Raw genomic sequence first — 15,068 nt, forward strand, 5'->3', positions numbered from 1 at the left:
ATGGATTTGGTTATTGGTTTTGATTGCATTGTCTTTAGCGGCTGAATGGTTTATTCGGAAGTACAACGGGTTGATTTAAGCGAATCTTAATAAACACTTTAGTTCTTCTTAAGCTAGCTAAATGATAGATACTTGAAATTTGTTTAAAATTTTAGGTATGTTATTTTTAGATAAATTGTTCCCTGCCCGCTATCAATTGCTGATTGGATTTTCTAAATGGTTTTTGTTGTTTTCTTTTATACTGCGAGTTATTTTTATAGTTTGGCAGTGGGGTGAAATATCTCATGCACCATTGGAATTAATACAAACATTTTTTATTGGTTTGTTTTTTGATTTAGGTGTACTCTCTTTTATTTGGTTATTTTCATCAATATATCTTTTACTACTGCCAAAAAAATGGATTGGAAGTAGATTTGATAAAATTGCAGTTTATACCTTTTTTGCACTTACTATAATCGTTTTGGTTTTTACTTTTTTTGCTGAAATCACCTTTTGGGATGAATTTAAATCTCGGTTTAATTTTGTTGCAGTCGATTACTTAATTTACACCTTCGAAGTTGTTCAAAACATCAATCAAAGTTATCCTTTGGTCTTTTTAATTCCATCAATGTTGTTGATTTCGTTTGGAGTATTTTTATTTTTCTTCAAAAATGGTTATTTCAAAAGTGTTTTTGAAGATAAAATAGCTCTTAAATTTCGAGTGATTCCTTTGGCACTTGTATTTCTAATTACCTTAAGTTATGTGTTCTTTATTAAAAATTCAACTGCTGAATGGTCTGAAAACAGATTTACTAACGAAATCTCCAAAGCAGGCATATATTCGTTCTTTGCTGAATTGCGAAACAATCAATTGGATTTTCCTACATTTTATAGTACCATTTCAGATGATGAAGCTTTTACACTTGTACGTCTGAATTTTTCAAATTCGAATACAAATTTTCTAGTAAATAGTAAGTCTATAAAAAGAGAAATACGTGATTCAATTCACTCAAACCAGCATCCAAATGTGATTTTTATATTGATGGAAAGCATGAGTGCCGAATTTATGCGTGAGTTTGGCAACGAAAAAAGTATTACCCCCTTCTTGGATGTTTTGGCTCAAAACAGTTTATTTTTCACCAATTTATATGCAACGGGAAATAGAACTGTTCGCGGGATGGAAGCAGTAACATTGTCTATGCCTCCAACTCCAGGCAGTAGTGTGGTGAAACGACCTGATAATAAAAATTTATTCACCATATCTAATGTATTCCGTGGAAAGGGCTATCAATGTAATTTTTTCTATGGTGGCGATGGCTATTTTGATAACATGAATGTATTTTATGGCGGAAATGGATTTGATATTTACGACCGCGGCAGAGGTAGTATATTAAGCGATGTCATCAAAACTACTCGACACACTGTAGCGGATAACGAAGTCAATTTTGAAAACGCATGGGGTATTTGTGATGAAGATATATTTATCAAAACCATCCAAGTTGCCGATGAATATTACAGTAAAGGTAAGCCATTTTTTAATTTTGTAATGACCACTTCCAATCATAGACCGTATACGTATCCGGATAAGAAAATAATTATTCCATCTGGTACTGGCAGAAATGGAGCTGTTCAATATGCTGATTTTGCTGTCAAACAATTGTTTGAAGAATCTAAGAACAAACCTTGGTTTAAAAACACTATTTTTATTCTAGTGGCCGACCATTGTGCGAGTTCTGCAGGTAAAGACGAAATTGATGTGAAAAATTATCATATTCCTGCGTTTATTCTAGGACCTGCTATTCCCAATCAAAAAGTGGATAAACTATGTTCGCAAATCGATTTGTTCCCAACGTTATTTGGGCTTTTAAATTGGGATTATACATCTAATTTTTATGGAAAAAATGTGTTGGAACCAAGATATGAAGAACGAGCGTTTATGGGAACCTATTTAAAACTTGCCATGATGGACAAAAAGCATGAAGTACTAATTTTGTCTAATCAAAAAAAGGAACAGATGTATCAATGGAATGACGTGGATAATTCACTGAAAAATTTACCAATGAACATCGATTTAAAGAAACATACAATAGCCAACTACCAAACAGCCGATTATTTATTTACGAATGGTTTGCTAAAATAAGTTCATTAAAAAAGAGCCATAAAATAAAATCAATTTCAAAATTATTTTACAAGTTAACAGTGGATTTTTCAAGATAGAAAATCAGACAATCACAATGAGAGTGCTAACTTAAACAGTATAAGTTTTGACCTTACAAAATTAAGATTCACTTAAATTAACTTGCAAAACAAATTTTTTCCTACTATTTACGTTAATTTTGAATAATCAAATTTGTACATATAAAGATGAAGAAATTAGTAGTTGTTATTACATTGTTCCTATCCAATTGTTTGTTTTCTCAAAACTGGCAAACCAATTTCGATGATGCTAAAGCACTTGCAATTAAAGAAAATAAAAACATCATTTTGGTGTTTTCAGGCTCCGATTGGTGTGCCCCTTGTATTAAATTGGAAAAAACCGTTTGGATGTCGGACGCCTTTCAGAAAGAAGCAACCAAAAGTTGGGTGACCTATAAAGCTGATTTTCCTAAAAAGAAAGCCAATCAATTAGCTCCAGAATTAACGGAACAGAATAAAAAATTAGCTGAGAAATACAACAGTGGAGGAAGTTTTCCTTTGGTTGTTTTACTGGATAAAAACGGTAAAGTATTGGGTATGACCGGTTTTAAAAATATATCTGCAGAGGAATATGTTGCAATGTTGAAAAAAATGACTGAATAGTGAAATTTGTTTATTTTTTATTTGCACTACTTTTTTCTAACATAGTTATCGGTCAAATTACCGATACAATTTATAGTGGCAATACAAAACAACTGCAATTTAATTGGAAACAATTAATTATACCAACAATTTTTATAGGATACGGTGCTGCAGGAATTGAAAGTGAAAAGATTAAAGGGTACGATGCAAATATTAATGAAGAGTTTACCGAAAATATCGATACGCAATTTTCAATTGATGATTTTTTGGTTTTTGTACCTGCAGTTTCGGCCTATGCTTTGAATCTTGCAGGTGTCGAAGGAAATAATAATTTTAGAGACCGTACAATCATATTGTCAACAGCGTTTTTAATAACAAGCGGTACGGTTTTAACACTAAAATCAGTGACAAATGTTCAACGTCCAGATGGTAGTTCATACGATTCATTTCCTTCCGGACATACAGCCATCGCTTTTATGGGAGCTGAGTTTTTATGGCAAGAATATAAAGATGTTTCAATTGCCTACGGTATCTCGGGATATATTGTTGCTGCCGGAACAGGATTTTTTAGAATGTATAATAATAGACACTGGTTTACAGATGTTGTAACGGGAGCTGGAATCGGAATTTTAAGTACGAAGATTGCCTACTGGATTTATCCTATTGTAAATAGTAAATTATTTAAATCTGAAAAATCCACAGGAATGAATTTTTTAACGCCAATAATTACCAATAAAAATTATGGTTTGTCTTTCATCAAACAGTTTTAAGCAAATGAAAAGTGTTCTTATTTTTATGTTCATTTTACAAGTATTTATGGCCGATGCTCAGATACAAGTAAAACGTACCACTCAGCTACTAGGTAGTCCATTTGAAATGACAGTTGTGGCAAAGGACACTGTGCAAGCCAATGCATATATTGATGCAGCAATTGGTGAAGTGAAACGTATTGAAAATTTAATCTCCGATTGGATTCCAACCACGCAAATTTCAAAAGTTAATCAAAATGCAGGTAGCAAACCGATAAAAGTAGATCAAGAGGTTTTTGAATTGGTGGAACGAGCCATCAAGATTTCTAAATTAACCAACGGAGCCTTTGATATTTCCTATGCCTCGATGGACCGAATTTGGAAGTTTGATGGCACTATGAAAGAAATGCCCACCGAAGAAGCCATTAAAAAATCAGTGGCTAAAGTAGGTTATCAAAATATTATTTTGAATACAGATGAATCAACCATCTTTCTGAAAAACGAGGGTATGAAGTTGGGTTTAGGTGGTATAGGACAAGGTTATATTGCTGATAAAATCAAGGCTTTAATGCTATCGAAAGGCTGTAAATCAGGAATAGTAAACGTGTCTGGTGATATTTTTGCTTGGGGCAAACAACCCGATGGAAAACCGTGGACGGTTGCAATTGTTAACCCAATGAATAAGAACAAAGTATTTGCCACCTTCCCTTTGGAGGACAGTGCGGTTGAAACTTCTGGTAGCTATGAAAAATATGTCACCTTTAACGGAAAACGCTATTCGCACATCATCGACCCCAGAACCGGTTATCCGGCAACCGGAGTTGTAAGTGTGTCAGTTTTTGCCAAAACCACTGAAATTGCCGATGCTTTAGCTACAGGAATTTTTGTGTTGGGTGTAGAAGTAGGTTTAGATTTAGTCAATCAACTAAAGGGTATTGAATGCATCATCGTTGATGATCAAGGAAGTGTCCATGCTTCAAAAAATATTGATTTAAAAAAGTTTGAAAAACAATAATAATTTCACTTCTGACCAAATTTATTCTAGAAATTTTTTTAAAATCTGTGTCATCCGTGTTCAAAAAACAGTAAATATGAAAGTAGTATCAATTCTAGCACTCATTCTTTTCGCATTACAATCTTGCAGTTCAGTAAAAGAATACGAAAAAGAAAAAATCAACGACCCCGATATGAAATTGGCAGCTCGTTCCTCGGAACGTTTTGAAACCAATTTTCAAGTGTATCGCGAAGCTGCAGCTGGAGCCAATGGTGGAAAAACCGGTGGCGGTTGTGGTTGTAATTAATTAGCACACATTTTTGACCAATGAAAAATTATTTTATTTTAGTATTCGCCATTATTTCAGCGAGTATCTTTGCTCAGGAGAAAGATACAACCATTGTATTTAAAAAAAGAGTTTTAGAATCAATTGAAGTAGACTTCTTAATGAGTTACTACCAGCAAGACGGAGTTCATTCGGCTGTTTCAGGAGGAAAGGGAATGGAGGAATTAACAGATATTACACCAACAATTGTTGTGGCTGTACCTTTAAATGATGACGATGTGTTGACAGCTGACTTAGGTATTTCCGCCTATTCATCGGCTTCTTCCGGCAATATCAATCCATTTGACAGTGCAACGCCAAGTCCATGGCAGGCAAGTTCAGGTGCATCCGCACAAGATGTATTGACCACGATGGTACTTAATTATAGTCACAGTTCAGATGATCGGAATACTATTTGGAATGCTCATATTTCGGGTTCTGTAGAATATGACTATTCCTCCATTGGTTTTGGTGGAGGTTTAACCAAACTTTTCAATAATAAAAACACCGAAATAGGTTTGGCAGCCAACGTTTATTTGGATACTTGGCAACCCATTTATCCCAAGGAATTACAAGATTTTAAAGACAATGGAAATTCGTTAAACGGAGGGATATTCAATGATTTTACTATCATAGGAAACACTAATTACAATCCTATGGCATTTTCGTTCCAAGAAAATAAAAACAGAAACTCATTTGCATTATCGTTGAGTTTCTCACAAGTTGTTAATAAAAAGATGCAATTATCGCTCTTTGTAGATGTTTTACAACAACAAGGTTTGCTTTCCACGCCCTACCAACGCGTTTATTTTGCAGATGTTGACAATTCGTTTATCAATGAATTTCACTTAGCAGATGATATTGAACGTTTACCGGATACGCGTTTTAAATTGCCCATCGGAGCTCGATGGAATTATTACTTAAATGAGAAATTGGTTTTGCGAACGTATTATAGATATTATACAGATAATTGGGGACTTTCTTCACATACAGCAAGTATTGAATTGCCTTATAAGATAACCGACCGTTTTACCATTTTTCCAATTTATCGGTATTATACGCAAAGCGAAGCGGATTATTTTGCTCCCTACGACACGCATCTGTCAACCGAAGAGTTCTATACATCCGACTATGATTTATCTACTTTTGATGCCCATCAATACGGCGGTGGCTTAAATTATACGGATATTTTTACAGCTGCTCACATTTGGAAATTCGGATTAAAAAATATCGATTTGCGTTACAATCATTACAGTAGAAGTGACGGATTAGAGGCAGATATCTTATCTTTAGGGATGAAATTTATTATGAACTAAAATGAAAATTTTAATAGTAGAAGACGAAGCAGGCATTGCAACCTTCCTCAAGCAAGGTTTAGAAGAAGAAGGCTACGTAATAATTGTGGCTTCTAATGGTCAGGACGGATTAGATCAAGCGATTGCTCAAAAACCTGATTTGATTCTTTTAGACTGGATGTTACCCAAGCTTTCCGGATTAGAGGTTTGTTTGTCTTTTCGCAAAGAAAACACAACCACGCCAATCATCTTTTTAACTGCAAAAGATACAGTTCAGGAAACAATTGAAGGTTTAAAGGCGGGTGCAAATGATTACATCAAAAAACCATTTAGTTTTGAAGAATTGTTGGAACGTATTAAAATTCATTTTAGAAAACAAAATGAAAAAGATGTTGTTGAATTAAAAGAGTTGAAATTCATTCAATCCAAACATCAGGTTTTTTTAGAAGACCAAGAAGTTGTTTTAACCCAAAGAGAATATGAACTTTTACTGTATTTGGTTAAAAATAAAGGAACCGTTTGCACTCGGAATCAAATTATTGAAGACGTTTGGGATATTCATTTTGAATATGATACAGGTGTGATTGATGTTTTTATGAATGCCATTCGAAGAAAATTAAATAGCATAAAAGAAGTAGATTATATCAAAACCATTCGTGGCGTAGGTTATATTGCCAACGAATAAAAAGTACCCATTTCCATTCAATGAACGCTTTTTCATTTAGAAACAGAATTGCTTTTTATTATCTCGTAAGTACCGCATTACTTATCGCGATCGTGTTTTTTGCAATCTATCAAATCGTAAGTTTTAGTGTTTACAATCACATCAATACCGATATTGAAGTGGAAGTAGAAAAGCATTTGGAAGAAATTGAAATTGATCAAAACAATACCTATTTAATCCAAGTTGATCAATGGAGAGATCGCGAACATAACGCTGTTGATGTGAATCCGGTTTTTATTCAGTTTTTAGATGTAAATGACGAGTTGATTGATAAATCGCCCAATCTTAAAAATCTAAATTTAAAATTATATACGGAAGATCGAGACAATCAATTTGTTGACACGTACTTGAATACTAAACCAATTCGACAAATTCAAGTGCCGTTATTCGATAAAGAGCAAATCGTTGGATATTTAATTGTTGCGATGTCATTGGATGATGCAGCAATGGTTTTAACAAATTTGCGTACCATTCTGTTGGTTTCTTTTCCTTTAATTCTTTTAGTACTCTTTTTAACTGCTCGGTTTTTTGCAGGTCGAAGTATCCAACCCATCAATTCAATTATTGCTATTTCAAGTCAAATAAGTAAAGACAACCTTTCCTCAAGAATCAACTTGCCTCCAAACAAAGATGAATTGTATGTGTTGTCTAAAACAATCAATGATCTGTTGGACCGAATTGAAAATGCCATCGATCGTGAAAAACAGTTTACTTCTGATGCTTCTCATGAATTGCGAACACCCTTAGCAATCATTAAAGGAACCTTAGAAGTTTTGGTTCGAAAACCAAGAAACCAAGCCGAATATGAAGAGAAAATCAATTTTTGTGTAAAAGAAGTTGATCGCATGAATACCTTAGTAGATGAATTATTACTGCTAGCTCGCTTTGAAAACCAAAAGCAGACCAATAAAAAGGAACCTGTATTTTTGAATGCAATTGTTTTAGATATTCTGGCTCGCTATTCAGAAAAAATAAATTTAAAAAAAATTACCGTTCACACGAATTTCAACGAGGAATATACGATTACTTCCGATGTTTATTTAATCTCAATAATTATTAGTAATCTTTTGTCAAATGCTATCAAATATTCCGATGAAAACGGAGAAATTTTTGTAACTTTAGATAAAGAAAATGGCCATGTAATTTGTAAAATAGTAGATGAAGGAATGGGTATTTCCAATGAAGATTTAAACAAAATTGGCAATAGGTTTTATCGTTCCCAAAGTGTGCAACACCGCGAAATTAAAGGAACCGGACTTGGCTTGTCAATCGTAAATAGATTAGCTGATTTATTGGATATTACCTTTGAAATTGAAAGCAAACTCAAACAAGGAACAGCGGTATTATTAAGGTTTCCCTGAGGCTTTCCTAAGTCATTCTTAAGTAATCTATTTATTTTTTAGAGTAAATTTACAGAAATAAATAGAAACCCAATGCTCGAAAAAATAATTGCATTTAGTTTAAAAAATAAACTCATTATCTTACTCTTCACATTGGGAGTAATTGGTTTCGGACTGTTTTCAGTTTTTCAAATTTCTATTGGTGCTGTTCCGGATGTTACTAATAATCAAGTACAGGTAATTACCACTTCACGTAACCTTTCCACAGAAGATATCGAGCAATATATAACGTATCCCGTAGAGTTGGAAATGGCTAATTTACCTAGCGTCAAAGAAATCCGTTCCATTTCAAAATTCGGTTTGTCAGTTGTAACCATCGTTTTTGATGATGCCATTGGGACTTATCTTCCTCGTCAATTAATTGCAGAAAAAATTAAAACAGCCTCCGAAAAAATACCGGAAGGTTTTGGCACACCCGAAATGGGACCCATTACAACCGGTTTGGGTGAAATTTATCAATATACACTCGAAGTAAAACCCGAATTTAAAAGTCAGTATTCTGTAACCGACCTACGAACCATTCAGGACTGGATTGTCAAACGGCAATTGTCCGGAATAAAGGGAGTAGTCGAAATCAATACTTGGGGAGGCTATTTAAAACAATATGAAGTGGCCATTGTACCTGCTCATCTGCATGCAATGAATATCACTATTTCGGAAGTATTTTTAGCATTAGAAAAAAATAATAGCATAGCAGGTGGAGCCTACATCGAAAAAGTAAATCAAAGTTATTTTATTCGTGGTGAAGGAAAAGTAAATTCACTTGAAGATATAGAAAACATAGTTGTTAAAAATAGTAACGGCGTACCCATTTATATTAAGAATGTTGCCACTGTTCGTTTCGGTCATGCCAATCGATTTGGAGCCATCACCGGAAATGGTGAAGGCGAAAAAGTATTGGGTCAAGTCATGATGCTCAAAGGTGCCAATTCAAAACAAGTGATTGATGATGTAAAAGATCGTGTGGCAGAAATCCAAAAATCCTTACCCGAGGGAGTTTACATCAACGGCTTTTTAGAACGAAGTGAATTGGTTGGAAAAACGACATTCACTGTCGCTGAAAATTTAATTCTTGGTTGTTTAATCGTCATCTTTGTGGTAGTACTTTTGCTAGGAAATTGGCGTTCGGGTTTGGTTGTAGCATCGGTTATTCCGTTGTGTTTACTTTTTGCCATTTCTTTTATGAATATTTTCGGAATCGATGCCAATTTAATGAGTTTAGGAGCAATCGACTTTGGAATTATCATTGACGGAGCCGTAATTATTGTTGAATTTATTGCTTTTCAAATTGCTCAAAAATCCAAGCATTTAGTGGGTATGGAAAAAGTAGCAATGCAATTGGAAATCGATAAAATTACCTATAAAAGTGCCTCTAAAATGATGAATTCTGCCATTTTCGGTCAGTTGATTATTTTAATTGTTTTCATTCCGATATTATCCCTTTCCGGGGTAGAAGGGAAGATGTTTAAACCCATGGCAATGACTTTTAGTTTTGCTTTGATAGGTGCCATGATTTTTTGCTTTACCTATGTGCCAGTAGTAGCCTCCTTGTTCTTAAAACCAAGAGAAGAAAACCCCAATTCCATTTCTAATAAACTGATTAATAAGTTAAATGCATGGTATTTACCAGTAATAACTTGGGCTTTGTCTAACACTAAAAAGGTATTGTACGGTGCGTTAGCTTTACTTTTCTTAGCTGTTGGTTTATTTGCCACCATGGGAGGGGAGTTTATTCCAACCCTTGATGAAGGCGATTTTGTCATCCAACCCGTTTTAAAAACAGGTACTTCCTTAACTAAAACCATTGAAACTACAACTAAAATTGAAACAATTATCTTAAAGAACTTTCCTGAAGTTAATCAAGTGGTGAGCAGAATTGGTGCTGCCGAAGTACCCACTGACCCTATGTCAATGGAAGAAAGTGATATCATCGTCAAACTAAAGCCAAAATCCGAATGGGTTTCGGCAGCTTCTAAAGATGAATTAGCCGATAAAATTAAAGCTGCTATTGAAAAGAAAATTCCAAACATGGAAATCGAGTTTACACAACCCATCGAAATGCGTTTTAATGAGTTGATTTCAGGAACACGCTCAGATGTAGCGGTAAAGATTTTTGGTGACGATTTAGATATTTTAGCAAAAAAAGCGAACGAGGTGGCAAAAGCTATAAAAAATGTAAAAGGAGCCTCCGATGTGATCATCGAAAAAACAGAAGGGCTTCCACAAATGGCTGTTCAGTTTGATAGAACTAAAATTGCTCGTTACGGATTAAATATTGCCGATTTGAACGAACTGATCGCTTTAGGTTTTGCCGGAAAAATGGTAGGAACCGTTTTTGAAGGAGCCAAGCGTTTTGATTTGGTCATCCGTTTAGACCAAAGCAACCGAAAAGATATTGAAGATTTGCGAAACCTGTATGTTTCAACACCGGCTGGCGAACAAATTCCGCTTCGTGAGTTAGCAACAATCGAATATACCGAAGGACCTGCAAAAATTTCACGCGACAATACCAACCGACGAATTGTGGTGGGAATTAATGTACGAAACCGAGATTTACAAAGTGTGGTAGATGATATTCAAACAATTGTTGAGACAAAAATCAAGCTTCCCACAGGTTATTATGTGACCTATGGCGGTCAGTTTGAAAACCTCCAAAGTGCAAAAGCCCGACTTTTAATTGCCGTACCCATCGCTTTGTTTTTAATTTTCGTCTTGCTCCATTTTGCGTTTGGCTCAATCAAAGAGGCATTGATGGTTTATTCTGCCATTCCTTTATCTGCCGTGGGTGGCGTATTGTTTTTATGGATGCGTGATTTACCCTTTAGTATTTCGGCAGGTGTCGGTTTCATTGCTCTTTTTGGTATTGCAGTTTTAAATGGTATTGTTTTGATAGAACATTTTAAAGAACTAAAACACCAGGGTATGACCAATATGAATGAACTTATTTTAAAAGGAACTACGGACCGATTACGACCGGTTTTACTGACCGCAGCAGCTGCCGCACTCGGGTTTTTACCGATGGCAATCTCTTCATCAGCAGGAGCAGAAGTGCAACGACCACTGGCAACCGTTGTTATTGGTGGATTGTTCACAGCAACCTTATTAACGATGATCGTTTTACCCATTTTATTTAAAGTATTGGATGAAAAAGAATTTAAAAAACCTAAATTTAAAAAACATCATACAAAAACGTATGTTTTGCTTTTATTTCTAATCCCTATAGTAAGTTTTGCTCAAAATACAACGGTTACAAGTTCAGATAATCAACTGAATGATTTAATTGAAAAAGCTATTTCAAACAACAAAGAAATCAAAGCTGCTCAATTGCAAGTGGATAAGACCAATGCACAAATAAAAACAGCTTTGTCGCTCGAAAAAACAAATGTGTATTACAGTTACGACGAAAATAATTTAGCATTGAATAACCTGCCGTTATCTGTATTTGGTGTTTCGCAATCTGTATTATTTCCCACAGTTTATGGAGCACAAAAAAGATTCTTTACATCCGAATATGAAAAAGAAAAAGCAAAAAATGAACTTTTAAAAAATAAATTAGCTGTAGAAGTTTCCAAAACGTATTTTCAGATTGTTTACTGGCAACATCAGGAACGTTTGTACCAATTATTAGATAGTTTGTACCAGAGTTTTTCAAAAGCCAGTGACCGTCGGTTTGAATTGGGAGAAACCAATTATCTGGAAAAAATTACAGCCGAAGCGAAGTTTCGTCAAATAAAAACGAAATTAATTCAAATTGAAAGAGAAAAATCAATTGCCTATGAATTGCTACAATCCATTGTTCAATCCGATCAACCAATGGTCATTTCTGCAAATTCGATTGAACCCTTGCGTCTATTAGAAAATAAATCGAATAGAGGATTGTATTCCGATTACTATGAAAAAATCAAACAAAGCTATGCATCCAATGTATCGTTGCAAAAACAAAATTGGCTACCAGATTTAAATGTTGAATATTTTCAAGGCACTAATAGTGGTATTTCGCAACCTTTATACGGAATTCAATTGGGCGTTTCCATTCCTTTAGTTTTTTCCGGAAATATAGCAAAATCTAAAGTAGCACAATTAGAATTGGAAAGTTGGGAGCAACAACGGCAAAATCAAGAACTGAAAATGGATGCTTTTGTAAATCAGAAACAAAATGAATTGGCAAAGTTCGAAGAAGCCATCAATTATTACACCAATTACGGAAAAAATTTATCTTCAGAAATTACCAAAGTAGCCGAAAGCAGTTATAAAAATGGGGAGATCGATTTTTTTCAATACATCATCAGTTTAGAAAACGCAACCACTATTCAAGTCGATTATTTAGAAGCCGTTTTAAATTATAATTTGACCCAATTAGATGCCCAATATTTTAATTTTTAAAGAGCAAGCATGAAAAAATCAGTATATACCTTATTCCTTTTAGCATCCCTTTTTTCATGTAAAAAGGAGGTTGCAGAAGAAACATCTGCACCTGTCAATGGAATTATTACACTTTCAAAAGAACAATTTTCCGCTTCAGCCATGGAAATGGGTTCGTTAACCGAGCAAGATTTTGATGTTACTGTTAAAGCCACCGGAAAAATCGATGTTTCGCCTCAAAATAGAGCCAAAGTCAATACGTTCTTGGGTGGATATGTTAAGTCAACTCAATTGATGGTTGGAGATAAAGTCAGTAAAGGTAAAGCGTTACTTACATTGGAAAACAGCGAATACATTGATATTCAGAAAGATTATTTGGAAGTAGCGGAGCAAATAACTTATTTAAAATCGGAATACGAACGTCAGAAAACCTTGTTTGACGAGAAAATCACCTCTCAAAAGAATTATTTGAAAGCTGAAAGCGATTATCGAAGAGCCAAAGGGATGTACCAAGGCTTAAAAGAAAAATTGCTGTTACTTAATATCAATCCCGTTCAAGTAGAACGCGGAAATTTCACATCAGTCATTACTGTTTTCGCACCTATTTCCGGTGATGTTACAGTAATGAATGCAACGGTCGGAATGTTTATGGCTCCGTCAGATGTAATTTTGGAGATTGTGGACACCAATCATTTACAAGTAGATCTTGCCGTTTTTGAAAAAGATATTTTACAAGTTAAAACAGGGCAGAACATTCGCTTTAAAGTCCCCGAAGCATCAGAAGAAACTTTTACTGCAAACGTAGTTTTAGTAGGGAAGTCAATTGAAAGTAACGATCGTACCATTAAAGTTTATGGTGCATTAGACCCAAAAGTGAAACACTTTTTATTAACGGGTATGTTTGTAGAAGCAGAAATTATCGTGAATTCAAAAAAGGGATTTGCAGTTCCAAAGGATGCTTTAATTACTGAAGGGGAATCCACTTTTCTGTTGGTTTTAGTGAATGAACAGAACGGGTTTGTTTTTGATAAAGTAGCTGTAACCGTTGGAGAAAAATCGGAGCAGTTTGTAGAAATCATGCCAAATAAATGGATCACACCAAGTTCAAAAATTTTAATCAAAGGGGTTTTTGACGTAGCTAATTAAACAATCTTAAACCTTTAAACAATTTTAAACCTTTAAACAATACTATTATGAACGACGCCCATTTACACTTAGTGGTTAACCACTTTCCAATTATCGGTACGATTTTTGGACTCGGCATTTTAATTGCCGGATTAATTTTTAAAAATCAAACATTAAAAAACACGGCATTTGTACTTTTTATAATTGCAGCTGCATTTGGATTTGCTTCAATGAATACAGGAGAAGGAGCAGAGGAAATTGCTGAAAAGCTTCCCGGAGTTACTGATCAATTAATTGAAACGCATGAAGAATTGGCTGAAACATTTAGCTTATTTTTATATGCTACCGGTTTATTGTCATTGCTATCATTGATTTTAGTTTATAAAAAAAGTGCCCTTGCAAAACTCACCACGATAGGTACGGTTGGAGTTGCAGTCGTAGCTGTTTATTTCGCTCAACAAACCGGTACCAGTGGTGGCGAAATAAGACATACAGAAATTAGAGCCAATGCAACCACACCTTCAGAAGGTGCGATAAATAAGGAAAATGATTTAAATGCAGATGATCATTAAATCGAATTTTTAAGATTGATTTTCCTTTTGTATCTTTATCAAAATCAAAAAAAATACAATGAACAAAGCATTCAATTTCAAACTTATTCCGTTAATTATCGGTTTAATAATTCTTATCATTATTCTATTTAAATCAACGATAACTATTGAATCCGGTCAAGCCGGTGTACTTTACAGAACATTTGGCGGTGGTGTAGAAACAAAGAAACCTCCACTAGGCGAAGGTTTTCATATGGTTGCACCTTGGAATGACGTATTTATTTACGAAGTTCGCCAGCAAGAGCTTTCGGAGGAAATGCAAGTGTTATCATCCAATGGTTTGGAAATAAAATTAGATGCAACGGCTTGGTTTCATCCACAATATGAAAACACCGGAAAGTTACATCAGGAAAAAGGAGAAAATTACATCGAACGGGTGATTCGGCCCGCGATTCGTTCAGCCGCAAGAAGTGTGGTTGGTAGATATACTCCGGAACAATTGTATTCGACCAAAAGAGATGCCATTCAAGATGAGATTTTTACGGAAACACAAAAAATACTAGCCAATCAATTTATTCAGTTGAATGAGATTTTGGTTCGCGATGTCACTTTACCTGCAACCATTAAAACGGCTATTGAAACCAAATTAAAGCAAGAGCAAGAAAGTTTGGAATACGAATTTCGGTTAGAGAAAGCTCAAAAAGAAGCCGAACGGCAACGAATTGAAGCAGAAGGAAAAGCCAATGCCAACCGAATTTTAAGTGCATCGCTAACAGATAAAATTTT

12 protein-coding genes are annotated in these 15,068 nt (G+C 34.7%); all 12 read left to right on the plus strand.

The window, feature by feature from the left end:
* Positions 1 to 157 precede the first annotated feature (157 nt).
* Positions 158 to 2,119 (plus strand): LTA synthase family protein, encoded by a 1,962-nt coding sequence (locus ACIQ2S_RS05095; protein WP_396173503.1) that lies wholly within the window; start codon positions 158 to 160, stop codon positions 2,117 to 2,119.
* A gap of 224 nt (positions 2,120 to 2,343) precedes the next feature.
* The gene (locus ACIQ2S_RS05100; protein WP_396173506.1) at positions 2,344 to 2,778 is read left to right on the plus strand and encodes a thioredoxin family protein; all 435 of its coding nucleotides are present in this window, start codon (positions 2,344 to 2,346) and stop codon (positions 2,776 to 2,778) included.
* Entirely contained in the window at positions 2,778 to 3,527 is a 750-nt protein-coding gene (locus tag ACIQ2S_RS05105) for a phosphatase PAP2 family protein (RefSeq protein ID WP_396173510.1), read from the plus strand. Before ACIQ2S_RS05100 ends, ACIQ2S_RS05105 begins: the two co-directional genes overlap by 1 nt.
* A gap of 4 nt (positions 3,528 to 3,531) precedes the next feature.
* On the plus strand, positions 3,532 to 4,521 hold the full coding sequence (locus ACIQ2S_RS05110; RefSeq protein ID WP_396173513.1) for an FAD:protein FMN transferase: 990 nt from the start codon (positions 3,532 to 3,534) through the stop codon (positions 4,519 to 4,521).
* A gap of 76 nt (positions 4,522 to 4,597) precedes the next feature.
* On the plus strand, positions 4,598 to 4,807 hold the full coding sequence (locus ACIQ2S_RS05115; RefSeq protein ID WP_396173515.1) for a DUF4266 domain-containing protein: 210 nt from the start codon (positions 4,598 to 4,600) through the stop codon (positions 4,805 to 4,807).
* Between the two features lie 20 nt (positions 4,808 to 4,827).
* Complete coding sequence (locus ACIQ2S_RS05120; RefSeq protein WP_396173517.1) at positions 4,828 to 6,141, plus strand: DUF3570 domain-containing protein; 1,314 nt, start codon at positions 4,828 to 4,830, stop codon at positions 6,139 to 6,141.
* A 1-nt stretch (position 6,142) separates the two neighbouring features.
* Positions 6,143 to 6,805 carry a response regulator transcription factor gene (locus ACIQ2S_RS05125; RefSeq protein WP_396173519.1) on the plus strand — a complete coding sequence of 221 codons (663 nt, stop codon included), beginning with the start codon at positions 6,143 to 6,145 and terminating at the stop codon, positions 6,803 to 6,805.
* 20 nt (positions 6,806 to 6,825) lie between these two features.
* The gene (locus tag ACIQ2S_RS05130) at positions 6,826 to 8,205 is read left to right on the plus strand and encodes a sensor histidine kinase (protein WP_396173521.1); all 1,380 of its coding nucleotides are present in this window, start codon (positions 6,826 to 6,828) and stop codon (positions 8,203 to 8,205) included.
* Between the two features lie 72 nt (positions 8,206 to 8,277).
* Positions 8,278 to 12,627, plus strand: a complete 4,350-nt coding sequence (locus ACIQ2S_RS05135) for a CusA/CzcA family heavy metal efflux RND transporter (protein ID WP_396173523.1) — start codon at positions 8,278 to 8,280, stop codon at positions 12,625 to 12,627.
* 9 nt (positions 12,628 to 12,636) lie between these two features.
* Positions 12,637 to 13,752, plus strand: coding sequence for an efflux RND transporter periplasmic adaptor subunit (locus tag ACIQ2S_RS05140; protein WP_396173525.1), 1,116 nt, complete (start codon positions 12,637 to 12,639; stop codon positions 13,750 to 13,752).
* Positions 13,753 to 13,799: 47 nt separating this feature from the next.
* Positions 13,800 to 14,303 carry a hypothetical protein gene (locus ACIQ2S_RS05145; RefSeq protein ID WP_396173527.1) on the plus strand — a complete coding sequence of 168 codons (504 nt, stop codon included), beginning with the start codon at positions 13,800 to 13,802 and terminating at the stop codon, positions 14,301 to 14,303.
* A 58-nt stretch (positions 14,304 to 14,361) separates the two neighbouring features.
* The coding region (locus tag ACIQ2S_RS05150; protein ID WP_396173529.1) for a prohibitin family protein at positions 14,362 to 15,068 on the plus strand (707 nt) is incomplete at its 3' end.

Origin of the sequence: Flavobacterium sp., from assembly GCF_044371705.1 — a bacterium.
Classification (GTDB): Bacteria; Bacteroidota; Bacteroidia; order Flavobacteriales; family Flavobacteriaceae; genus Flavobacterium.

What these genes read in the sequence shown, in the direction of transcription:
- ACIQ2S_RS05095 (WP_396173503.1), top strand. Translation starts at nt 158, where the DNA reads ATGTTATTTTTAGATAAATTGTTCCCTGCCCGCTATCAATTGCTGATT.
- ACIQ2S_RS05100 (WP_396173506.1), top strand. Translation starts at nt 2,344, where the DNA reads ATGAAGAAATTAGTAGTTGTTATTACATTGTTCCTATCCAATTGTTTG.
- ACIQ2S_RS05110 (WP_396173513.1), top strand. Translation starts at nt 3,532, where the DNA reads ATGAAAAGTGTTCTTATTTTTATGTTCATTTTACAAGTATTTATGGCC.
- ACIQ2S_RS05115 (WP_396173515.1), top strand. Translation starts at nt 4,598, where the DNA reads ATGAAAGTAGTATCAATTCTAGCACTCATTCTTTTCGCATTACAATCT.
- ACIQ2S_RS05120 (WP_396173517.1), top strand. Translation starts at nt 4,828, where the DNA reads ATGAAAAATTATTTTATTTTAGTATTCGCCATTATTTCAGCGAGTATC.
- ACIQ2S_RS05125 (WP_396173519.1), top strand. Translation starts at nt 6,143, where the DNA reads ATGAAAATTTTAATAGTAGAAGACGAAGCAGGCATTGCAACCTTCCTC.
- ACIQ2S_RS05130 (WP_396173521.1), top strand. Translation starts at nt 6,826, where the DNA reads ATGAACGCTTTTTCATTTAGAAACAGAATTGCTTTTTATTATCTCGTA.
- ACIQ2S_RS05135 (WP_396173523.1), top strand. Translation starts at nt 8,278, where the DNA reads ATGCTCGAAAAAATAATTGCATTTAGTTTAAAAAATAAACTCATTATC.
- ACIQ2S_RS05140 (WP_396173525.1), top strand. Translation starts at nt 12,637, where the DNA reads ATGAAAAAATCAGTATATACCTTATTCCTTTTAGCATCCCTTTTTTCA.
- ACIQ2S_RS05145 (WP_396173527.1), top strand. Translation starts at nt 13,800, where the DNA reads ATGAACGACGCCCATTTACACTTAGTGGTTAACCACTTTCCAATTATC.